General features: G+C 38.6%; 17 protein-coding genes. 2 read left to right on the top strand and 15 right to left on the bottom strand.

Annotated elements, in window-relative coordinates; genetic code table 11:
• Positions 1–450: 450 nt before the first annotated feature.
• The 12 genes from BUA60_RS20220 to BUA60_RS20285 all read right to left on the bottom strand — a co-directional run bounded on the left by BUA60_RS20220 (position 451) and on the right by BUA60_RS20285 (position 16,177).
• A complete protein-coding gene (locus tag BUA60_RS20220) occupies positions 451–2,778 on the bottom strand; it encodes a GumC family protein (RefSeq protein ID WP_072864975.1) in 2,328 nt (775 codons plus the stop codon).
• A 129-nt stretch (positions 2,779–2,907) separates the two neighbouring features.
• Complete coding sequence (locus tag BUA60_RS20225; protein WP_072864977.1) at positions 2,908–3,633, bottom strand: WecB/TagA/CpsF family glycosyltransferase; 726 nt, start codon at positions 3,631–3,633, stop codon at positions 2,908–2,910.
• Positions 3,634–5,901: a glycosyltransferase family 4 protein gene (locus BUA60_RS22805; RefSeq protein ID WP_084532709.1), complete on the bottom strand. Its 2,268-nt coding sequence runs from the start codon at positions 5,899–5,901 to the stop codon at positions 3,634–3,636.
• Between the two features lie 30 nt (positions 5,902–5,931).
• Entirely contained in the window at positions 5,932–6,801 is an 870-nt protein-coding gene (locus BUA60_RS20240; RefSeq protein ID WP_072864979.1) for an ATP-grasp fold amidoligase family protein, read from the bottom strand.
• A gap of 282 nt (positions 6,802–7,083) precedes the next feature.
• Positions 7,084–8,202: a glycosyltransferase gene (locus BUA60_RS20250; protein WP_072864981.1), complete on the bottom strand. Its 1,119-nt coding sequence runs from the start codon at positions 8,200–8,202 to the stop codon at positions 7,084–7,086.
• 34 nt (positions 8,203–8,236) lie between these two features.
• Positions 8,237–9,145, bottom strand: a complete 909-nt coding sequence (locus tag BUA60_RS20255) for a glycosyltransferase (RefSeq protein WP_072864983.1) — start codon at positions 9,143–9,145, stop codon at positions 8,237–8,239.
• Positions 9,142–9,996 carry a glycosyltransferase family 2 protein gene (locus BUA60_RS20260; RefSeq protein ID WP_072864986.1) on the bottom strand — a complete coding sequence of 285 codons (855 nt, stop codon included), beginning with the start codon at positions 9,994–9,996 and terminating at the stop codon, positions 9,142–9,144. Before BUA60_RS20260 ends, BUA60_RS20255 begins: the two co-directional genes overlap by 4 nt.
• Positions 9,959–11,161 carry an O-antigen ligase family protein gene (locus BUA60_RS20265; RefSeq protein WP_072864988.1) on the bottom strand — a complete coding sequence of 401 codons (1,203 nt, stop codon included), beginning with the start codon at positions 11,159–11,161 and terminating at the stop codon, positions 9,959–9,961. The genes BUA60_RS20260 and BUA60_RS20265 overlap by 38 nt, the downstream gene beginning before the upstream one ends.
• 162 nt (positions 11,162–11,323) lie before the next feature.
• Positions 11,324–12,688 (bottom strand): lipopolysaccharide biosynthesis protein, encoded by a 1,365-nt coding sequence (locus BUA60_RS20270; protein ID WP_072864990.1) that lies wholly within the window; start codon positions 12,686–12,688, stop codon positions 11,324–11,326.
• Between the two features lie 74 nt (positions 12,689–12,762).
• A complete protein-coding gene (locus BUA60_RS20275) occupies positions 12,763–13,713 on the bottom strand; it encodes a GDP-L-fucose synthase family protein (protein ID WP_072864992.1) in 951 nt (316 codons plus the stop codon).
• A 90-nt stretch (positions 13,714–13,803) separates the two neighbouring features.
• Complete coding sequence (gmd, locus tag BUA60_RS20280; RefSeq protein ID WP_072864994.1) at positions 13,804–14,922, bottom strand: GDP-mannose 4,6-dehydratase; 1,119 nt, start codon at positions 14,920–14,922, stop codon at positions 13,804–13,806.
• 97 nt (positions 14,923–15,019) lie between these two features.
• On the bottom strand, positions 15,020–16,177 hold the full coding sequence (locus tag BUA60_RS20285; RefSeq protein WP_072864996.1) for an MraY family glycosyltransferase: 1,158 nt from the start codon (positions 16,175–16,177) through the stop codon (positions 15,020–15,022).
• Positions 16,178–17,272: 1,095 nt separating this feature from the next.
• Between BUA60_RS20285 and BUA60_RS23115 the strand changes: the two genes are divergently transcribed.
• On the top strand, positions 17,273–17,440 hold the full coding sequence (locus BUA60_RS23115; RefSeq protein WP_178347044.1) for a hypothetical protein: 168 nt from the start codon (positions 17,273–17,275) through the stop codon (positions 17,438–17,440).
• Positions 17,441–18,091: 651 nt separating this feature from the next.
• On the opposite strand, the gene BUA60_RS20290 is transcribed toward BUA60_RS23115, so the two are convergent.
• From BUA60_RS20290 to BUA60_RS20300, 3 genes are all read right to left on the bottom strand, one after another.
• Positions 18,092–18,922, bottom strand: a complete 831-nt coding sequence (locus BUA60_RS20290; RefSeq protein ID WP_072865071.1) for an amidohydrolase family protein — start codon at positions 18,920–18,922, stop codon at positions 18,092–18,094.
• A 104-nt stretch (positions 18,923–19,026) separates the two neighbouring features.
• Positions 19,027–20,679: a UxaA family hydrolase gene (locus BUA60_RS20295; RefSeq protein ID WP_072864998.1), complete on the bottom strand. Its 1,653-nt coding sequence runs from the start codon at positions 20,677–20,679 to the stop codon at positions 19,027–19,029.
• A gap of 18 nt (positions 20,680–20,697) precedes the next feature.
• Positions 20,698–21,705: a zinc-binding alcohol dehydrogenase family protein gene (locus tag BUA60_RS20300; RefSeq protein ID WP_072865074.1), complete on the bottom strand. Its 1,008-nt coding sequence runs from the start codon at positions 21,703–21,705 to the stop codon at positions 20,698–20,700.
• Positions 21,706–22,453: 748 nt separating this feature from the next.
• Between BUA60_RS20300 and BUA60_RS20305 the strand changes: the two genes are divergently transcribed.
• Complete coding sequence (locus tag BUA60_RS20305) at positions 22,454–23,134, top strand: FMN-binding protein (RefSeq protein WP_178347045.1); 681 nt, start codon at positions 22,454–22,456, stop codon at positions 23,132–23,134.
• Positions 23,135–23,202: the final 68 nt, after the last annotated feature.

The raw sequence follows: 23,202 nt of genomic DNA on the forward strand, positions 1-23,202 counted from the left end.
ATTAACAATGTTGAACAAACAAACTATTGGCTTTTGGCTAATGGCTTTTGGCTGAGGAAAACTGTCCTTTGTTCTTTGTTCACCGTTTGAGCCACCGACCACTGACCACTAACTACTGTACACTGTAAAAAGCAGATTGCCACCTAGGCTACCCCTTCCATCTTCTCCTGCGTCGAAGCCACCTTCCCCAAGGAAGGAGCACCTAGTGATATAACTTTTAGTACAAGACTTTAGTCTAGTCTCTAGGTTCCAGATTCTAGCTTCTAACTACATAATACCAACTTTGAACAATTCAACATTATAACACCTTTCTACTTCTCGATACAATTTTATTTCGCTGCGCTACATAAAATCACCTACCTGCCGGTAGGCAGGCTCGAAGTGACGGGCATTAAACTTTGAACTTTAAACTTTAAAACTGTTCATTGCTAATTGTTAATTGTACATTGATCAATTATCACTCCCATACCCATAACCATAGCCATAATTATAACCTTTGGCCTTGCCATTGCCCACACCGTTGACCACATAGGCCATGTTTTTAAGCTTTTTGGTCTTGTGCAGGTTTTTGGAGAATTCCAAGAGGCGCTTGTCCGTTAGGCCAGAGCGGGTTACAAAGACCGTGGCATCGGCGAATTTGGAGATCAGGAGGGTGTCCGTTACCAACATGGTTGGGGCGGTATCCACTATAATATAATCGAACTCCTTTTTGGCCGCGGTGATGAACTTTTCAAAGGCAGAACCGGACAGGAGCTTGGGTGTATTAGGGGATATGGAACCCCCAAAGCAAATTTGCAAGCTAGGATTGTCCGCGCCACTGGCTACGACACAATCTTTCCAATTCATGCCTGGATCGTATAGGTAGTCGGACAGACCTTTGTGATTGACACTGATGTTATAAAAGTTGTGCAATTGCGGATTGCGCAGATCGGCTCCAATGAGCAATACCTTTTTGTTAAGACTGGCATAGGCCAGGGACAGGTTGTGGGCTAACATGGTCTTGCCTTCGCCCTTAATGGAGGAGGTTACCATGACCACTTGCCCCAAACCATTGTCCTTCTCTTCCAAAAGATAATTTACATTGGTACTTAAGATCCGAAACGACTCTGCCATAATGGAACGGTCGTTCAATTCCAATTTCTTTTTTACGTCCTTAAAGAACGGAATTTCACCCACCACGGGGATATCGGTGGTTACTTTTTCTATATCGTTACGATCGTGTATTTTGGTATCCAGGGTAAAGCGGATATAGAGCACGGCAAAGGGCAGGAACATGCCCGCCAGTAAGGACAGCGCATAGACCATGGTCTTTTTGGGAGATACCGGAATGTCATTGGTTAGTCCGTAGTCTACCACCTTAACCGTGGGCGCGGTTACCGCATAGCTAATGGCAGCCTCTTCCCTTTTTTGTAACAAGAGTAAAAAAAGGTTTTCCTTAATGCTCTGTTGGCGTTCTATGGAGCGCAGCATTTTTTCCTTTTCCGGCAATCTGGAAAATACGGATCCCGCCCGGCTTTCTTCCAGTTTCAATTGCCGGAGCGAATTTCTTAATTGGGTACCGTAGATGTTCACGGATTTTATAATGTTGACCTTGGCGCGCTCCAATTGGCCGTTCAGATTTTGTAGGGTAGGGTGGTTAGCACCCACGGTGGGCAGGAGTTTTTCCCGTTCCAGGGCCATTTCGTTATAGCCTGCTACCAAGTTGTTAAGACTGGCGTTCTCAATCCCAATATTGGCGGGCAAAAGGCCGTAATCACTTTGGTTGATGACCGTTTCCTTTAGGATATCCGATATGGAAATCTGGTTCTCAAGTTTAATCACCTCTTCCTCGGTCTCTGACTTTCGCTGTAGGCTCATGCCTGCGTCTGCCTCAATATAGGAGAGGTTGTTGGAACGCTTAAAGCTTTCCTTGCCGCCTTCAATGGAATCCAGTTCCTGACTTAGGTAGAGGAAGCGTTCGTCTATAAAGTTCAGGGTACGCTGGCTTACCAATTGGCGGTCCAGGATCCCGTCCTGATTAAACTTTTCTATTAGGGTATTTAAAATGGCCTCGTTGAGGTCCATACTTTCACTTTCCAAAGTAAGTGATAGAATCTCACTATCCTTGCTGGTGGAAATTACCTGCAAATCCCTAGCTAATATTAGTACTGTACTTTTAAAGGGGTTTAACACGGCTTTATAGGTAATACCTTCGTAAAAGACAGGGTCTATACCCTCCACCATTTTAATGCTAAAGGGAAGGCCTTCCGTAGGCTGTTCCGGTTCGTTTAGATTGGGCGTATAAGTATTTTCATCTACATCGGTGATTGTGATTCCCATTTCACCTAATTCGATTATATAAGGTTTTGGTGCTCTAATACTATCTGCCGCTATATGTTTAGTAATCTGGAAGGGCGGGGCCCAGATGCGTCTGGTTTTTACATTACCCACTTCGTAGAAGGAAATATCCAGGTGCAATTCATTGACCACTTGCGAAAGGATGCGGTAGGATTTTAAAATTTCAATCTCATTATCTAAATTGACCTTGGAGCCACCACCCAACAGGGAGAGCGCGCTGGAAGCTATATCTAATTCCTGGGTTTCGTCTACTATTTTAATTTTGGCTGTTGATTGGTATTTGATAGGGGCATAACGTAAATATGCAACGCCCAATCCCATGCAGATAAATGTGGTCAAAATAAACCATGGCCAATACCGCATATATTTCTGAATTATTTCCTTGAGCTTGAAAGATGTATCATCTTCACTTGTATAAATCAATTTATAATCTTCTTGCATATGATGGTATATCTTAAATATTTATTTTGGGTAATTATATTTTTAATATTTGTTCTAAAACTTCTTAGCTGGCAAATTTAATATTTAAAGTCTTGTGGCAATGACCTAATGTCGTTTTCCCATGGGTATTTATTTCTTTAAAATACCCCGACCCAATATTTTAAAACAAATCACTTCCAAAATAAATTTTGGAGTGGATATCAGGTTTCGCCTTGCCAAACGCCTAGGTTCCTTAAAAAAGCGGGGCAGCCACTCCAAGCCTAATTTAATCCAAAACTTATTCGGGCGCTTTACGGTACCGGCATAAAAATCGAAAACCGCACCAATGGAACATATAATCTCAGCATTTAAGTCATCTTTATATTGGTACACCCATTTTTCCTGTTTAGGTGCGGTCATGCCTACAAATATAATTTCAGGCCTAAAAGAATTTGCTTTTTGGCACATAATGTTGCTTTCTTTAGTTGAAAAGACTGGTTTGAATGGGGGTGAAAATGTGTTAACCTTAACATTAGGAAACTCTTGTGCAAGTTTTTGAGTTATTGCGTTCAAGGTTTTTTTTGATGCCCCAAGAAAGAAACAAGAACCTTTTTTGCTTTCTAAGTACTGCATAGCATAAATAAAAATATCATAACCCGCAATTTTATGGATTTTTTGCCCATTGATAACTTTTGCTGCCCATACAATTCCTATTCCATCTGGTAATAACACCGTAGACTCTCTTAAAGCTGATTCAAAAACTTTATCCTGTTTAGATATACAATAACTATGGGGGTTGATAGTGTTTATAATTGTTTTTTTCTTGACAGGTAGTAGCGGGTAGTCTAGTGTAATAGTGTGACCTAATAGTTTCATTTATACCAATTCTTGCATTATTTTAGAAAATCGAGATTCAAATACCTCCAAAGTAAAATGTTCTTCATAATGCTTTCTACCAGCTTCTCCCATCTTTACTCTTAATTCTGGATTCAATATAAGCACTTCCAATTTATTGGCTAGGGCTTCAGCATCTTGGCGCTGTACTAAAAAGCCTGTCTTACCATCTACAACAATATCCGGTATTCCCCCCTCATAAGTGGACACAACCGGTAATGCAAACTGCATTGCCTCCAGATTAACTAGCCCGAACGTTTCATTATAAGTTGGAAATACAAAAACATCGGCTTGAGAATAAGCCTTTTCTTTTTCCACACCATATTTTCGACCTGCGTAATAAACACAATTGTTTATCCCAAATTCAATCACCTTTTCTTGAAACTTCCCTACGGTAATATCACCTTCACTACCGATAAAAGTACAATGAAAAGGCAACTGTTTGGCTTGTAATAGTTGACAGGCTTTTAACAGTATAAAAACCCCTTTGGATTCTAGTAGGTTGGACAAAAATAAAATTTGAACCTTCTCATTAACACTTTTAAGGGTTAAATTTTTGAATTTATTTTCAGGTATACCATTAGCACAATAGTGCACCTGTTTAATAGGGACATACTTTTTAATATCGCTATATAAGTGTTTTGAAAGCAAAATAACCTCAGCATTTTTAAAGACCATTTTGTACAAGGCATTGTCCAACCAATTATCTTGTTTTTCTGCAATTCCTTTATTATGAAAATGGAACACTATCTTTTTGCCGAATGACCTAACTAGCATGACTATTAAAGCATCTTTGTAAAACCCTGGACCCGATGCGGTTAAAGTTATATAGACCAAATTAGGCTTAAATCTTTTGATACTTGAAAAGGTTTGTCTCAAAATTTTAAAATACCGTTTCAATTTTAAAATACCGCCAAGCCCAATTTCATCAACACTTACCGACGTGCCCAAGTTAATATAATGAGTATCAAAGTAATCATTCACAGTAATACTTTCCATAATGTACTGCCCCACCATTGCTGCCCCGTGCACCGGAGGAGGATAATGAAGGACGAACAAGATTTTTCTGGTCTTTTTTTCTTTTTCCATTAACAATCCTTGATAAAGATCGATTAAATCATCATAAACTTTGGCCGTAGAAAAAAAGATGTCTGCTTTCCTTTTAGCGTTAGCCCCAAATAGGCTGCATTTTTCGTTATCCTCATATAACTCCCTTATATTCTTGGCCAAACCAATGGTATCACCAGGCTCTACCAATAAACCGTTTTCCTCATGATCAATAATGGCCGCCATAGCTCCCAAATTACTGGTAATTACAGGTTTTCCATGTTTCATTGCTCTGGTAATAACATTTGGGAAACCTTCATACCATTTACTAGGTACTACAACTATTTTGGATTGTTTGAATATCAAATCCAAATCCTTACCCGAAAGAAAGCCCTTCCACATTACATTGGCAGGTGAATTCACTTTAAGATGGGAATGGGAAGCCGTAAAATTACCAACAACCACAAAAGTAAGAGTTGGCAATAACCTTGCGGCCTTCAGAAATTCCGTTATGCCTTTTTCTTCGCTTAAGCGCCCAATAAAGGAAACATATTTCGATTCTAAAGCTTTATCTATTTTATAAATAGTGGGTGATAATCCAGGAACAATAAATAGTTTCTTTGGTGGAATCCCATTGTCAATAAATTTTTGTCTTTGAAATGCTGTCTGTACCATATAAGCATCCATGTTGGTCAAAAGCCCCCAAAGGGTACGAGCAAAAAAATTTCTGAGGGCATAACCAATACTTTTAGCGTAATTTTTTTCACAGTTTTTGGCAACACAATTAAATTCACGACCTACGGATAAACATTTTTCACAAACTTTGCCTTTGCCATCCATATGAAGACCAGTAGGGCAAAACAAGCGATAATTGGGGCAACGCATCACAATAGGAACACCTTTTCTTTTTATGGTTTTTATTATTGAAGGTGATATAAAGGGATATAGATTTTGAATTTGTACAATGTCCGGTTCAAAACTGGAAAGTAAATCCGTGATTTCCTGAATTGCTTTAGGATTATAAATCCCTAAAAAGAAAGCTGAGACTTTTTTTGAAAATGAATTGTTTATCACATCCGAAAATCGCCTATACCATTTTACGTCATGGCCATTAGCGATAAGCAAATTTTCTAGGGCCTCAGCGGCAAATTCTTCCCCACTTGTATTGCTGGCATAATTATTATGGATAAACAATATTTTCATAATTTAAATAATTTTGTAGGTGACTTAACTTTATAATTTTAATAATTCCCCCATTTCATAATCTATGGATGGCGGATCAAAAACACCAAATCCATTGCATGGATAAAAAGTCAGCTCCCCAAAAAATATTTTATTTTTTACAAAGTAAAAATCGACGCGTACATATTTAAATTCATTAGATAATATTTTAGATAATTCTATCATTTTATCTAATGACTCAGGTCTTGGAATGGTATTTTCAGAAGGAGGAAACCACAGTCCAAAAGGTAAGCGACTCCATTCCAAATCATAAAAATCTAAAGTGTGATTTTTAAATCTGTTTCTATCGGTTTGAATATACTTAGGTTCTCCGTGAAAACAATGAAACTTATAATCCACCAATGCCTGATTATTTTCATTTGAAAGTAATGCTTCACAAACAATTCTGGGCCTTACCTTCTTATAGACATACTCCCCCCACATTTCATAAAAATTACTTTTCAGCCATTTGTTCATGATTTTTTTAGATTTCGCAATATCTAATTTGTTTTTATCTTCACATATTATTTGCCATGCCGCTCCATGAGTAGCTTTAAGGATAAATTTATTAGGCAATTTGTCAAAATCAATTGCTTCAGTGTCTTCATAAACACCAAAGTTTTCTATTAAATACTCACTACCAATTTTTTCTTTTATATGTTCTCTAACTTCAAATTTATCGACTAAACGGGTATAGAATGGATTTCTATCATATAATTTGAGCCAATTGATCTTGGCAAAAAAAGTATTTGGTTTTTGTAATTTGATAAAACGTTTATAGGTGATGAAATATCTAATTTTTATATACAATACATCGTTGGTTATTTTTCTTAATATTACCAACAAAATACGCTTTAAACGAGTTGTCATTCTTTGACTCATAGATTAAATAAAATTTAGAAGCTTATTAATTTCCCCAAATCATAAACCATGGATGGGGATAGAATTTACCAAAGACGTTACACGAATAAAAAGTCAACTCACTTAGAATAATTCTTCTATTTATTTGGTATAGATCGAAAGGGGCAAATTTGAATTCTTTAGACAAAATATTAGTAATTTTTATCGGCGGTAAAATTTTTTATATTAACCGCAATCTTACGTTCTATAATAAATATTAGGCTTTTGACCATTTTTTAGAAAATTAGTTGAATCAATTTTTTATCATAAATTAGCAAAGAGAGCTTTTATCTTTTCATCAAACGTAAATGGCATTTTATTTTCACGAAGAGTTATAATACCATTAATAGTAGCTTCTTCCCTTGATAGCATATTTTTAATTTTACCGTGAAGTTCTTCTTCATTATACGGATCGAATAATAGGCCATTATTTTCCGTAATTAAGGAAGAAGCACCAGCTCTATCTGAACACAATACATTGCATCCACTCAATAAAGCTTCATTTACAACAGCACCAAACTGTTCAAATGTACTGGGGAGCACAAATAATTTTGCGATTGCATACCAGGAGAGAAGTTCATAACCCTCTTTACTATAAGTGAAATATACCTGTTGGGATATGTTAACTGCTCTAACAAGTTCTTGTAAATTGTTCATTAAAGGACCATCACCCACAATTACCAAAGCTGTAATTGGATCATTTAATTTGGAGAACACGTTAATTAAGACAGATAAATTTTTAAGTTCCACCAATCGGCCAACATATAGTATAACCTTTTTGTTTTCAATATTATACAATCCAATATTCTTCCTTGCGATATCTAAGCTTTTGGCTAAATCTTCTCTGAAAACTGAGTCCTTATGAATTATGGGAAGCTCCAATGTCTTAGGTTTTTGAGAAATATTATTTGCATACCAATGACAAACTTTTTTACTGGGAAATATAATTCCGTCTATATTTTTAGAAACGATATTTCTTACAATTGACCGCAGTCCTTTGCGTTTTATACAATTATCTAAACTATCATCACTAATGGTATATAATCTAAATTTTTTTTTGAAAAAAACATAATATAGAAAAACAATTATAGTAACCGGACAATATTCATTGCATATTACAATTTCGGGTTTTTCCTTCTTAAGGATAAAACCTAAGCCAAACCTAAAGGAGCGCCCACCAAATTCAAATCCCCTTTCTAAATAATTAATCGTAAAATTACATTTTGAATTTAAATAATTTTCACTAAAATGACTAAAGGAGTTATCGGCATGACTTTTATGGTCAAAGTAAAATTTTGCATTAAAAGTGTTATTTACTTCATTAAAAAAATCTATACGGTATGGAGCTAACCCCTTATGAAAAATCAAAACTTTCTGCTTCATCCAATCTATGGTTTTTATTATAGGATAGCGAGGACTAATGATTATTGGGATTCAACTTTTTTATTAATTTATCAATCACACGTCTGCTAATAGAGAATTTAGCTTTAAATTCCTTTGTTATCTGTTTATTTTCTTTTAAGTCTACTTGAAATAAAAAATTAGTGTTTTTGCCAGTATCTAAAGGAGTGTGGAACTTAATTGCCCCGGCAGCATTAGTAGCTTCCTCCGAAATTCCTATGTGATTAACTTTAGAGATGGTAGCAAATACGGTTATTAAATTGTATTTAAATTGATGGTAACACCAACGTATTGCCCAAGAATCTATTTTCCCTTTTATTTGGCTTTTTAACATGCCTGGCATATCAGAACCAATTTTAAAAAACTCAAATTGTTGCCTAAAGTCATACCTGAAAGATGAATAATCCGATACATTCCAATCTATATTAATCCATTTCTCTTTCCATGTTCCCCAACCCAGGGAAGAGGCTCTATGTCCAATGTAAAAATCCTGACAATAATTATTTAAACTCGGCAAATTCATTGAATATCCAGAAATTGACATAACCTTTGGAGAATCAATATAAAAGTCTAGTGCTTGATTCATGAAATTTAAGAAGTTGGGTGATGTAATTAAATCATCCTCCAGAACAATAACTTTTTCATGTTTATCCATCACTTCAGTTACACCTTCTATTATTGAATTTGCCAAACCTTTGTTCTTAATTGATTCTTTAATATAGATATTTTCAAAGCCTTTAATGGTGTGCAAATAGTCACGAACCTCTTGAATTTTATTTCTTCCATTATTTTCTTTTGCACCATCCGAGAAAATATATAATTCACTGTCAGATGCTAGATAATTTTGCTGTAAAGCCTCGACTGTTCGTATAGTTTCATTCAAACGATTATAGGTGAATAGTACAATGGGTGCTAATTTTTTCATTTGAATAAGTTTATTTTATGATATAATTTTGGAAACAACATTCTAACATATGCTTTTGCTACAAACATTATCCATTTTTTTCCCCAGAATTTCTTTCTAAATAATTTATATTCCTTAATATTTAATCCCAAAGGAGAATGAAATATTTGCCAACGGCGATTAATATTATTATCCGGATTGCACCAACCAGGAGGACCCACATGAGGTGGGCATGTAGCAATAAATGCTTTAGTTGTATAACAACTGAAACCCCTATTAATAGCCTGTAAACCATAATCGTTATCACCAATTCCATGCGTGTAATCATTGGAAAGATTACCAATTTCTTTAAATATTATATTTGGAACAAGTACAGCATTTCCATTAATAAACACACATTCCTGAAGTTTACCATTGGGAATAACTGGTTCATCATTGTTAAGGCGGCCACCATAAGAAAATTGAGTTGAATTTATTATAGCTCTACAGGCGCCGGTAACAACAACAGCCTTGTTGTCAATCGCTACCGCTTCTTCGTAAGTCATTAAAAGTTCGGACAATGCATTTTTGTCTAAAATGGTATCATCATTTAACCAAAGGTAAAAGTCATAATTGCTGGTACTGGCTGCAGTTCTCCATGCTAACCTCATACCTTGATTCCAATACAAGCTACCAGTTCCATGAATAATATTAACAACAGGAAATTTCTTTGTTACAGCATTACATGTCCCATCAGTAGAACCATCATCCACCAAAAAAACGTTAAGCTCCAATTTCTGAGGCAAACGGGATTTAAATAGTGCTTCTAGACATTCTAAGGTTTTCTGTACCCTATTATGGCAGGTTAATAGTACGGCTATAGTTCTTTTCATAAATAAAAATGAATGGTAAACTTAAATATAGTGGGAAGTTCATTAAAGGTTCACCTTGCAACAAGGTAAAAATGCCTAAAACAAAAATCCATGAATGAATTCTTTTATTTTTTAAAATTAAAACTGTGTAAAATAGGAGACTTAATATCCCCATTGAGGCAACAAAATTACTAAAACCGTTACCATGTCCTAAGGTTTCCTCCTTTAACCATGGATGGTCTGCATATCTGGTTTCTGAATGAAGTCCGTTGCCAATTAAAGGATGTTTTTTAATATAATGAATATCAAATAAAAAGGCACTAATTCGGTCTGGCGCAAATTCTCCTTTATCCCTATTTAAAGCCACCTCGAATTGATCGTTCATTTTTTCTTTTAAAAAGTCTGATTTTTCGTACGTTATAAAAGCAATTGTGCCAAACATAAGTAATATTGGAATTACCAATATTCCGTTTTTATTGGAGTATTCAATAAAAATGGTTACTAAACCAATTAAAAATAGAACTATGTAACCAGTCGTGCTATACGTTGTTAATAAAGCTAATAAAATTATAATGACCTTAAATTTATTATTTTCAACAAGCGACCTTATTTTTCCTATATAAAATAGAAAAACTAAGTTAATATAACATGCGAATGCTCCAGGCTCCCAGAACATTCCGGAGTTTCTTAAACCATCGCTAAGTTGATGGAATAACAAGATATTTCTTCCGGAATTATCTGAATAAAGTGCGGTGTTCTCTTTAATATAAATAGCTGGTATATCATTGCCAAAATAATTCCAGGCGTAACCAAATAAACTTACAAAACTTATTATAAAAATCAAGTTAAAATAGGCAAGCTTAAAATTGACTCCGATATATCTTATTACTATGTATCCTAAAGTCAGCTTCAAAAGAAACCCAATTGCACCGAAAATTGATACAAAACCAAGAAATAATTTTTGAAAAATGAAAATTGCTATGAAAAAGAGTAAGAATAGGTAAAAAGGTAGCCCTTTTTTTATATCGAAATATGTAAAATGTCTTAAAGATAGAATTAGTACCAACGTAGCCAGTGTAAAGCGAGAAAATTCATCATCAGTAGGACTAAAGAAAGGATTACCGCTAAATGCGACTAATAAGAATATATATAAATAAATAGTTAATATCTTCAGCTTTGTTTTCATTGTATTATTACTTGTGAGGTCTACATGATGATATTAACATGGTATTATTCAGGTCTTAAAGTCATTCTATTTCTCTTTAGTCATATAACCAATCAAAGACTATTTTTCAAATTATCAATTTACATTTGTTATTGATTAATAATATAACCTAATTTGTTAACATTATTTATTCCAAATACCATTTGCTTGATTATTAATTAGTTTGAAATATTGAATTGGAAATAGAATGATATTGGGGGCAATACAAATACTTGTAGCTATAATTACACCTTCAACCCCAAAGTGAAATTGTTTTACTAATATTATCGACAATGGTATATTCAATATAGCTCCAATTATAAATGAATACATATGTAATTTGACTTTGCCTGTTCCATTAATAAAGTAGTTGAAAGGGGAGTAGAACACAGATATAATAAAATAAATGGCCATACTAATGGTTAAAGACATCGGTACAATGACCATTTCCCCAATCCATAATTGGTAAAATTTGGGAGCAACAATAGTCATTATAACAATAAGAATTATGGTAGCTAATGTAAATTTTAATAAATTTTTCATTGATTTTTTTATCCAGTCAAATTCGGCCTTGGTGTAGGCTTCGGTTATACTGGACCAGTATGGGGTAAGTATCATGCTAAAAAACATGGATGATAAACTTAAATATTTATACGCAATGTTGTAAGGAACTACTGCTTTTGGATCAAATAACTGTGTAATAATAAAATTATCAGTGGAATATAAAATTATTACCGAGAATTGGATAATAAAAAAGGAGGCTCCTAATCCAAATATGTCTTTAAAATATTTGTTTTTCCAATATGCTATATTTGGGCGATACACTTTATATCTATTGGTAAATGCATTAAAATTAAGGAATAATAATATTAGAACAGGGAGAAAGGAAAATATGCTACCAAATATGAGTAGTGAACTATTAGCGGTTCTCGTTAGAAACCAAATAATCAATAAAGATAAAACTGCAGTTAAAAAACTAATTTTTCCCTGCATTGATGGTCTTTGGTCAGCTGTATAAATGGTTGTTATAAGTTTTACAATAAGTTGAATTCCGAAAGAGGCAAAAACAATTGTCATTAATATACGCAATTGTCCATTTTTGGAGTCTGCTGTGTTAAAAATATTGGCCCAGTCAAGAAAATAACTTGCAAACAAAGATGTTACTACAAAAATTAGACTAATGAGTCCAATTGTAAAATAAGCCGTGCTTACATAACCTTTAGCCAATTCTATATCTCCTTTTGCTTTCGCTTCGGCAAACTTATTTCTAAGTCCATGACCCAGTCCAATATCAAAAAACGTAAACCAAGCTATAAAAGAGCTCAAGGTAAGCCAAATACCATAATTTTCTGTATCTAAATAGGAAATTGTCAACGGCACCAATAAGAAATTGGCTGCGATATGGCCTCCCTTGTATATAATTGACCAAAACACATGTTTGGTTATATTTTTGGTACGTGCGCTACGTATTCCTAGGTTAGATTGTATTTTACCTATTAATTTTTTCAAATATCTATTTTAAATTATTGACATAAGCATATAATATTTCCAGTGTTTTCATATTTGTGCGATTGCAAAAGGAGTTAAAGTCTTATTTCTTTGAACTGCCCTTGGTTTTCCAAAAACCAATTGTAGGTGCCTTGAATCCCTTTTATCAAAGAAATCTTGGACTCCCAACCCAAGGCATTCATTTTGGAACTGTCCATCAATTTTCTTGGGGTGCCATCAGGTTTGCTACTGTCCCAAACAATCTTTCCGGTATGTCCAATGGCTTTTTGTATGGTCTCTGCCAGTTCCTTTATGGTGAGATCAGACCCCGTACCAACATTGTAGAGGTGTTTTGGTAATATGTTTTCCACGGCAAAAACCACCGCCTGCGCCATATCATCTACATGCAAAAACTCCCGCATGGGTGTACCGCTGCCCCATAGGGTGACCTCGGCATTATTATTCTTTTTGGCGTCGTGAAATTTACGTATCATGGCGGGCAATACATGGGAGGTCTTTAAATCAAAATTATCATATGGGCCGTACAGGTTGGTAGGCATAAGGCTTACAAAGTCCTTTCCAAATTGTTTTCTTATGGCTTCACAGGCTTTTACCCCGGCTATCTTGGCAATGGCATACCATTCGTTGGTAGTCTCCAAGGGCCCTGTTAACAAATATTCTTCTTTTAGCGGCTGGGGTGCCAGTTTGGGGTAAATACAGGAGCTCCCTAAAAAAATAAATTTTTGAACCTCATGTTCATGGGCCGCCTGGATCAAATTATTCTGTATCTGCAGGTTGTCCATAAGAAAGGGGTAGGGGAAGTCGTTGTTGGCCAAAATGCCACCCACCTTTGCCGCGGCATCTATTATGGCATCCGGTTTTTCGGAGGCTATAAATTGATTTACGTCGGCTTGGTTCCTTAGGTCCAGTTCCGCACTGGTTTTCCCAATAAGATTGGTGTAACCGGCTGCGGTTAATGCCCGCCAAACTGCTGAACCTACCATGCCCCTATGGCCTGCAATGTATATTTTTGATTCCTTGTTCATTTTATTTTAATATTGTTCTCGGTGATGCGGTGACTCGGTTATGTTGTGATACGGTTATGCGTTAATTAGGTACTTCACTGTTTCACTCTCTCACTCAAAATAATTAAGGGTAGTATAGCCACCTTCTTTTAGATGCTGCTCTTTTTGCATTAGCTTTAAGTCGCTTTGCATCATGTCGGCTACTAAGGAGGCGAGGTCATGACTGGCTTCCCATCCCAATTTAGTCCTGGCCTTGGTTGGATCGCCAATTAATAGATCAACCTCCGTTGGTCTAAAGTATTTGGGATCTACATTTAAAACCTCTTTTCCTATGGGTAATTGATAATCAGCATGGGCACAGGAGGTTACAAAGGCTTTTTCGTTGACACCTTCTCCTTTAAATTCCAGGCTAATGCCAACCTCTTGGAAGGCCAATCTCACAAAATCCCTGACCGCGGTGGTCTTACCCGTAGCTATGACCCAATCTTCGGCCTCTTCGGCCTGAAGGATCATCCACATCATTTTTACATAATCCTTGGCATGGCCCCAATCCCTTTGGGCATCTAGATTTCCCAAATAAAATTTGTCCTGTAATCCTAGGGCAATTCTTGAGACAGCCCTTGTTATTTTTCTAGTCACAAAGGTTTCCCCACGAATAGGCGATTCGTGATTGAATAAAATGCCGTTACAGGCAAACATACCATATGCTTCCCGGTAGTTTACAGTTATCCAATAGGCGTACATTTTAGCTACAGCATAAGGGCTACGGGGATAAAAGGGAGTGGTCTCTGATTGCGGCACTTCCTGTACCTTTCCATACAGTTCGGAGGTAGATGCCTGGTAGATTCGGGTTTTCTTTTCCAATCCCAATAATCGAACTGCATCCAAGATGCGTAAAGTACCTATTCCATCGGCATTGGCCGTATATTCCGGCACCTCAAAAGACACTTGTACGTGACTCATTGCTGCCAAATTATAGATTTCGTCCGGTTGAATTTCCTGAATCAAACGTATGAGGTTGGTGCTATCGGTCATATCCCCATAGTGCAGTATAAAGTTCCTGTTCTCTATATGCGGATCCTGATACAAATGATCTACCCTGTCTGTATTGAATAAAGAGGCACGGCGTTTTAATCCATGCACGGTATAGCCTTTTTTTAATAATAGCTCACTTAGGTAAGCTCCATCCTGTCCTGTGACACCGGTTATAAATGCTACTTTATTTTTCAATCTTATATAATTTAAAACTAAACGTTGTACTCATTTTTACCTATGTTCTTTGCTTGTGCATAAATATCACAGCAGAAATAATTTCTAATTTAATGATTTACCCTAAAAAATTGGTTAATTTGGACCTCAACATGGCCAAGGTTCTTTTTCGCTGCATCTTGGCCTTTTTACCACTCGGTTTAAACAACAACCAAGGCGAAAAATAGAGCAGGGGTACTACCAGCACTAAAAGGTACAATTGTAGGTTTATATAGAGGTCCTTTATTAAAAAGGCCAGCGCTATCACCAGAATATTTATGATGCCTAGCGTAAGGGTAGCCTTTTTATGGCTTAGGCCCAAGGTCAATAAACGATGGTGTATGTGGTTGCGGTCCGCACTAAAGGGACTGCGTTTTTGGGAAATACGAATAATAAAGACCCTAACCGTATCCAAGATGGGATAGGAAAGGACGGCCATGGCCATAATAGGGGCCACATGGATGGTGTAGGGGGTTACCATAGTGGCATTGAACTCCAAAAAGGAGATGGCCTGGTAGGCCAATAAAAAGCCCACGAACATGGAGCCGCAATCTCCCATAAAAATTTTAAGCCTGGTGGAAAGATTAAACCTTAAAAAACCAATTAAAGCCCCTATCAGGGCAAAGGAAACTGCCACCATAAAATACCGGCCATTGAGCCAATAAAAGGCACCAAAAGTAGTACTGACAATAATGGCGATGGTCCCGGCCAGACCGTCTATACCATCTATAAGGTTATAGGCATTGATCACCGCAAGGAATACAAAGATGCTAAAGCCTACCGAGGCCCAATAGGGAAGTTCCTCCAAGCCCAAGAGTCCGTAACAACTGGCAATTCTTACATCCGTCAAAACAATCACCAACATTGCCGCCAGAACCTGGATCATAAATTTCTTTTTGGGTGCCAGTCCCAAGAGGTCGTCCTTGATACCCAAGAACATTAGGGTAATGGTGGCTGCCAAGAGCGACAAAAGTTTTATAAGGTCGGCCTGGGAAAGGCCCAGCAACATTCCTGCGGTAATGAGGGTCAAGGTAAAGGTGATAAACATGCCCACTCCACCCAAAGTCGGGGTTTTGGCCGTGTGCATACTGCGCTCTATAGGTTCGTCCATTAAATTTTTGGATTTTACCAGGTAGATAATGACCGGGTACATCCGCAAAGAAAGCACTATTGGGATCAGCATGGAGATCAATACCAACACATAAGGGTTGGAAAATAAACTATAAACGTATGCCATGGTCAGTGTTTAGCACATAAGTGTTTCTTGTTCATTAATATTACATTTATTAATGCACTAATTTTGATACGCTTTATTAGGGGGAATTATAAAGGAACAAAAAGTAAAATTTGGGTCTAAAAATTACCTTTTAAGGAAAAAATCCTCATCGGGCAAAACTATGAATTTTTATTTGTTTTTAAGTTAATTAATCGTTTAAATACCGCTTATTTTTATAAATGTTTTGTAATTATTATCTGTCAAAAGAACATCATTTATTTCATTTTTGCAATAGCATGTTGTTAACATAAGGTTATGCGTATGGCTTGGTTTTGTTGGGTTTTAAAGGCAGAACAAGGTACTTTGTACCGCTTAGGGTAGTTATACCCGTGGTACTGAGGAATTACCCTTTTGTGCCATGGCCTTTGTTTTGCCATCATTGCTTATTTTTTGTGTTAATAAAATTATTAAATGCGCTAAAATAACGCTGTTCTTTTCCGTGCGTTTTTAGGGTTTAGGGATCATCATTGAAGCCTTGCCAATCCTATAAAGGCCAGGCTTGCCAAATTGTGAGTTCCCCCGAACACGTTTTCAGCAAGTCGGCCCATAGGCCATATTTTCCTAAAAATGCTTGCTCCTATCTACCGCCGGCCAGATCAATGTCCTGGTCACCTATTATTTTTTTCTTTGTCAAAGCTATATCCTAACCCATTAAAATCCTTGCGGAAAACCGCAAAGGGGAGGGGGTTCGTTATAGGGTATGGTAACTGCCCTTAATATTCGCAGTCAAAAGGGCAGGAACCGTGCCTTTAATCCTTATGGTTTAAACAAGTGCTTTAAGTAGTTGTAGGTCAGTAGTTTGTGTTGGTAAAAAATATAACCGTATTGAATGGGTTTGGGGCGATATTCCGCGGTTGGGGAGGAATTACTCGATTTGGAGATGGGGTAATGTGGAAATGTACTAATGGATTAATGTAGCAATGTACTAATGTAAAAATGGAACAATGAATGACGGAATAGGCAATAGGCAAAAGCCAAAAGTGAAGAGAAGAGAGGAAAGAGAAAAGATTAATGAGATAATGTGAAAATTTACCAATGGATTAATGTATCAATGGGTTGATTTGGAGATTTGATGATTGGTTGATTTGGAAATGGGGTAATGGGGTAATGGGGAAATGTGGCAATGACGGGATAGCCATAAGTCATAAGGCAAAAGCCAAAAGTGAAGAGGAGAGAGAAGAGAGGAAAGAGAAGAGAGGAAAGAGAAATGGGGTAATGTGTTAATGTGGAAATTTACCAATGGATTAATGTATCAGTGGGTTGATTTGGAGATTTGATGATTGGTTGATTTGGAAATGGGTTAATGTGGAAATTATGGGATAGCCATAAGCCATAAGGCAAAAGCCAAAAGTGAAGAGGAGAGAGAGAAAAGAGAAAAGAGGAAAGAGGAAAGAGAAAAGAGAAGTGGGGTAATGGGGTAATGTGGAAATTGATAATGTGAAAATGTACTAATGGAACAATTTGAAAATGAGGTGATTTGGTGATTTGGAAATGGGAATTGTTCAGGTGCTAATATTGTATTTATGCAAGAATAATTCCCCCTCCTTGCTTGTGCAGCATTTTTGCAGTAGGAGGGGGTTAGGGGGAGGACTTTTTACTTTGTTTATTGCTAATTGTTGATTGTACATTGTAAGAAGCAGATTGCCGCGCTGCGCCCGCCTGACGGCTGGGCAGGCCTACCTATCGGCAGGTAAACTCGCAATGACGTCAGTTATCAATGTTGAACAAACAAACTGTTGGCTTTTGGCTAATGGCTTTTGGCTAAAGAGCACTGGTCACTGTTATCCCTTCTCGATACAATCCTCCTTCGTCGGATCACTCGAAGTGACGAACTTTTGACTTTATAACAATATAACTTTCAACTTAACCACTGTCTCACTCCAGTCCATAAAAATCCACTGCATTCTGCCCCATAATGGCGGCTTGCTCAGTGGTGCTAAGGCTGGAAATGAAATTGGTAGTCAGCTCTTTTACCTGGGTGTAGGTTCCGGCGACCAGGCAAACGGGCCAATCGGAACCGTACATGCAGCGTTCTGGGCCAAAAGCCTCTAGGGCCAAGAGCATATAAGGGTGTATTTGTTCCGGAGTCCAGCTGTTGAAATCGGCCTCGGTAATCATTCCTGAGATTTTACAATAAACGTTTTCGTGTTTGGCTACTTCTTTCATCATGGCGGCCCAGCCGTCATAGAAACCGTCTTTGATATAAGGTTTGGCAATATGATCGATGACGAATTTCTGATTGGGGAATTTTTTTACCAATTCCAAGGTAGACCCCAACTGATGTGGAAAGATAAGGATGTCATAGACGGCTCCATATTGCTCCAATTTGGAAATTCCCCTTAGGAAGTCGGGCCGCAACATAAAATTATGATCTGCCTCTTCTTGAACAATATGTCGGTACCCCTTTAAATGCTTGTCCTTGGCGTATTTTTCCAGATCTTTATCTACATCGGCACTTCCTAGGTCTACCCATCCTACCACGCCTTTAACAAAAGCGTTGTTATGGGCGTGTTCCAATAAAAAATCGGTTTCCGCCAAGGTCTGGTCTGCTTGGACCGCCACACAGCCGTCCACTCCATTTTTTACATAGACCGGTTTAAGGTCCGAGGGCAAAAAATCCCTACGGATAACGCTCATCTGCTCGTTGATCCAAGCGTGTTTTACAGGGCTGTATTTCCAGAAATGTTGGTGGGAATCTATAATCATGTTAGAAGGTTTTATGTTATAAAGTTGAAAGTTATAAAGTTTAAAGTTGAAAGTTGAAAGTTTTCCGGGTTTTATGTTCTTTAGCTCTCCTTCGGAGAGACCAGTTATAGGGAAATCCCCCTTTTCCATGGGATAAAGTCGTTCTGCTCCAGTTGAACCGCTGCGGGAATCTTGTTTCCACTGGCTACTTCTATGATATAGTCCAACAATTCCTCTCCCTTGGTCTGTATGGTATCTTCCCCGGTAATAATGGTGCCGGTGTTAAAATCGATGATGTCCTTCATGCGTTCCGTTAGGGCATTGTTGCTGGACATTTTTATGACCGGGGCCACAGGGTTGCCCGTAGGGGTGCCGAGGCCGGTAGTAAAGGCTATCACATTGCAGCCAGATCCAGCCAGACCAGTGGTACTCTCCACATCGTTACCGGGGGTACAGAGGAGGTTCAGGCCATTTTTAGTGACCCTTTCCGTGTAATCCAATACATCCTTTACCAAGGAAGTCCCACCTTTTTTGGCTGCTCCGGCCGACTTCATAGCGTCTGTGATGAGTCCGTCCTTAATATTTCCTGGCGATGGATTGTTTTCAAAGCCGGAGCCTATAGAGACCGCTTTGGCGGAATAGGCCCGCATAATACTGGCAAATTTCTCTGCATTTTCCGGAGATTCACAACGGTTGATGAGTTCCTGTTCCACGCCGTTGAGTTCTGGGAATTCGGAAAGTACGGTGGCCCCTCCCAAAGCCACAATAAGATCGGAAGCATAGCCGAGGGCCGGATTGGCCGAAATTCCTGAAAATCCGTCCGAGCCACCACATTCCAAGCCCAGTACCAATTTACTTAGTGGAGCGGGTTTACGTGTTATCTTATTGGCTTCAATAAGTCCCAAAAAGGTTTTTTTGACCGCTTCCTCTATAAAGTGCCGCTCGCTCTTGCTTTTTTGTTGTTCCAAAATATGTAGCGGTTTGGAAAAGTTGGGGTCGCGTTTGGCTATGGCAGCCTCCAAAATTTTCACCTCTGCGTTCTGGCAGCCCAAACTAAGAATGGTAGCTCCTGCCACATTGGGGTTGGTAATGTATCCAGCCAAAAGGTTGCAAAGCGTGTCCGAATCTCCGCGGTCACAGCCGCAGCCTCCGTCATGGGTAAGGAACTTAATGCCATCCACATTCGGGAAGGTCCTGTTCTGTTTAATGTCTTCGGCCGTCTTAATAATTGGGGCAGCCATCAGGTCCTCTGCACTGGCCCCCTTTTTGTATTGGGACACCAAGACCTCGGTATCTATAATATAGTCTTGTGCGGTCTCATAGCCTAGGGCGTTGAGAAGGGTAGTGCGAAGGACATTTACATTTCTGTTTTCACAGAATACCATAGGGATTACCAGCCAATGGTTGGCGGTTCCTACACTGCCGTCGGCACGGTGGTACCCATTAAAAATGCTGTTCTTCCACTTGGAAATGTCCGGTGCCACCCAGCTGGATTGTTGTTCCCCCACATTGTAGTCGGAGGAAGCATGCACCACATTGTCTATGGTAATGCTTTCCCCTTGGGCAATGGGCTTAACAGCTTTTCCTATCAGGGCACCGTACATAAGGATGGGGTCGCCCACCTTGAAATCCTGAAGGGCGAATTTATGCTTGGCGGTAACATCGTTTTTGAGCGGGAAGGATTTCCCCTCAAAATCTACCACATAATCTTTTTTCATATCCTGCAAAGCGGCAAGGATATTGTCATTGGGATGTATCTGTAAAAAGTTCTTGGACATAGTGGAATGCGCTTGATATTAAAATTCTACCGTGGCTTTTATTACTCCTGTAGCGGGTTTTAACCAGCTATCGAAATTTTCTTTCATCTGTGTGAAATGCACGTTGTGCGTAATGAACGATTCTGTGGGGAACTGGTCCAGTATGGCAATGACCCTTTCAAAATCTGCTACCGTGGCATTTCTGCTGCACATAAGGGTGGTCTCCTTGGCGTGGATGGCAGGGTGGGTAAAGGTAAGTTCCCCTTTGGAGAGTCCCACCAAGATGTACCTCCCGCCGTGCGACATATAGTTGGGTCCCTGTTCCAAGGCTCCTTTATGGCCAGAGGCATCGAATACGGCTGTGGCCAAATCGCCATTGGTAATTTCCGAAATCTGTTTAACGGGGTCTTCTGTGACATTGACAATATGGTCCACCCCAATCTTTTCCTTGGCATATTGCAGTCGGTCCTGGTTCATGTCCAGGGCAATGACCTTGGCTCCTTCTATCTGGGCCAATTTCATAATGCCGATACCGATAGGGCCACAGCCTACGACCACTATGGTCTCCCCAGGAACTATCTGCGCCCTACGGATAGAGTGTGCCGCTATGGCCAAGGGCTCTACGATGGCCATTTCTTCGTTGGTCAGGTGCTTGGCCGGCAATAAAATGTCCACAGGAACAGTAATCTGCTCTTGCATGCCGCCGTCCGTGTGTATGCCCAAAACCTGGATTTGAGTGCAGCAATTGGTCTTGCCGTTCCTACAGGCCACACAATGTCCACAGCTCAGGTAGGGCATGATCACTACATTGTCGCCGGCTGCTATGCCCTTATCGTTTTCGTCTATTTCCAGCACAGAGGTGGCCAGCTCGTGGCCCAGGATCCTGGGGTAGGTAAAAAAGGCTTGGTTGCCGGTATAAGCGTGCAGGTCGGTACCGCAGATGCCCACCTTGTTCACTTTTAACAGGGCTTCCCCTTTTTTTCTGATCGGGGCTTCTTTTTCCTTTAACTGAAAGTCCCCAGGTTCCTCACAAACAATGTATTTCATGTGTTTAATTCTTTGGTTTTTATGGTTGATGTGATTGGTCATTACCATTTTATAGCTGTTGCCTAAAATTACAAGAGCTAAAATGCCAATGTGGTTTAAGGGTGTAATTTAGCCAAAAAGATTTAAAAATTGTTGAAAGCTTAAAGTTCAATGTTGAATGTTAAATGTTAAAAGTTGGGAAGGGTTAAAAGTGTATTGGGAAGTGGAAAATTAGTATAGATTGAAGGGAGTAAAGAGAAAAGAGATAAGAGAAAAGAGAAAAGACTAGCCAGAGTCAGGAACCTAGAAACTAGACATAGTCATTGGTTGAATGTTGAAAGTTATAATCTTATAAAGTTAAAAGTTGAAAGTCCTCATGGTGATGAAACGTTGGAAGAATCTAGATGCTAGACCTAGACTAAAGATTTATGTTGAATGTTCAATGTTGAAAGTTGAAAGTTCAATGCCGTCATTGCGAGTCTACCTGTCGATAGACAGGCCTGCCCGGCCGTCAGGCGGGTGCAGCGCGGCAATCTGCATCTTAAAATGGACAGAGGTCAGCCCGTCACTTCGAGTTTACCTACCTTCAGTTTGGTGATTTTGCAAAACAAATTGGAGCAAAATTGTATCTAAAAGCTCTCGAACTAACGCTAGGGACTAGAATCTTAATATATGTGACTGACCAAAATCATTTCAGGAATCAGGCCTTGGGATTACCTTCGGAAATAACACTGAAGTTAATTTGGTGAGTTTTAAATAAAACATGAATATGAAGAAAATAAAAATGCTTTTGATGATGGTGGTTGTCTTGGGATGGAACTGCAAGGAAAATCCAAAACAGACGGAACCAATAATTGAACCTGAACAGGAAATCCAAACCACGACCGAAGTACCGGCGAGTATAAAGGAGATAGCAGCCTTTGCAATGTCCACTTTTACGGATACGACCAACATCCAGGATCTTATAATCTTTAAAGAGCTTAATACTACTAGCGGTATTATTTCTACCACAGATTTGGAAAGGGCAAGCGACCTGTATAAAAAGTTGGCGACCCGCGGGCAAGCCACTTCCCTGCCCATATTTGAAGTCAAGGAAACGGACTTGGTTGTTCTACCTGTACAGGGCGTAGGTTTTGGTGGGGCCATCTGGGCAAAGGTTCTTTTGGATAAAAAGACCTTGGAAATAAAAAACATAGCCTTTGAACACAAAGCGGAATCTGAAGGCTACGGTGCTGCTGTTAGTGAAAAAACATTCGAAGATCAGTTCTTGGGTGTGAAAATCAAATTGGAGGAAGACACCTTTACATTGCAAAAAGCCATTGAAAAAGCCAATGACGACGGACATTTTATTGACGGGATTTCTGGGGCGACCATGACCAGTAAAGGGGCCGTTTCCATGATGAACGAGGGTTTGCGGAAGTACGAAGGCTATTTAAAGAGCGTTCAGTGAGTAGTGTTCTTTAGCCAAAAGGCAATAGGCAATAGGCAAAAGTTGGTTGTTGGTGGTAAGTTTTGAGG

The sequence above is a fragment of the Arenibacter palladensis genome (genome assembly GCF_900129275.1).
In the GTDB taxonomy this organism is placed as follows: domain Bacteria; phylum Bacteroidota; class Bacteroidia; order Flavobacteriales; family Flavobacteriaceae; genus Arenibacter; species Arenibacter palladensis.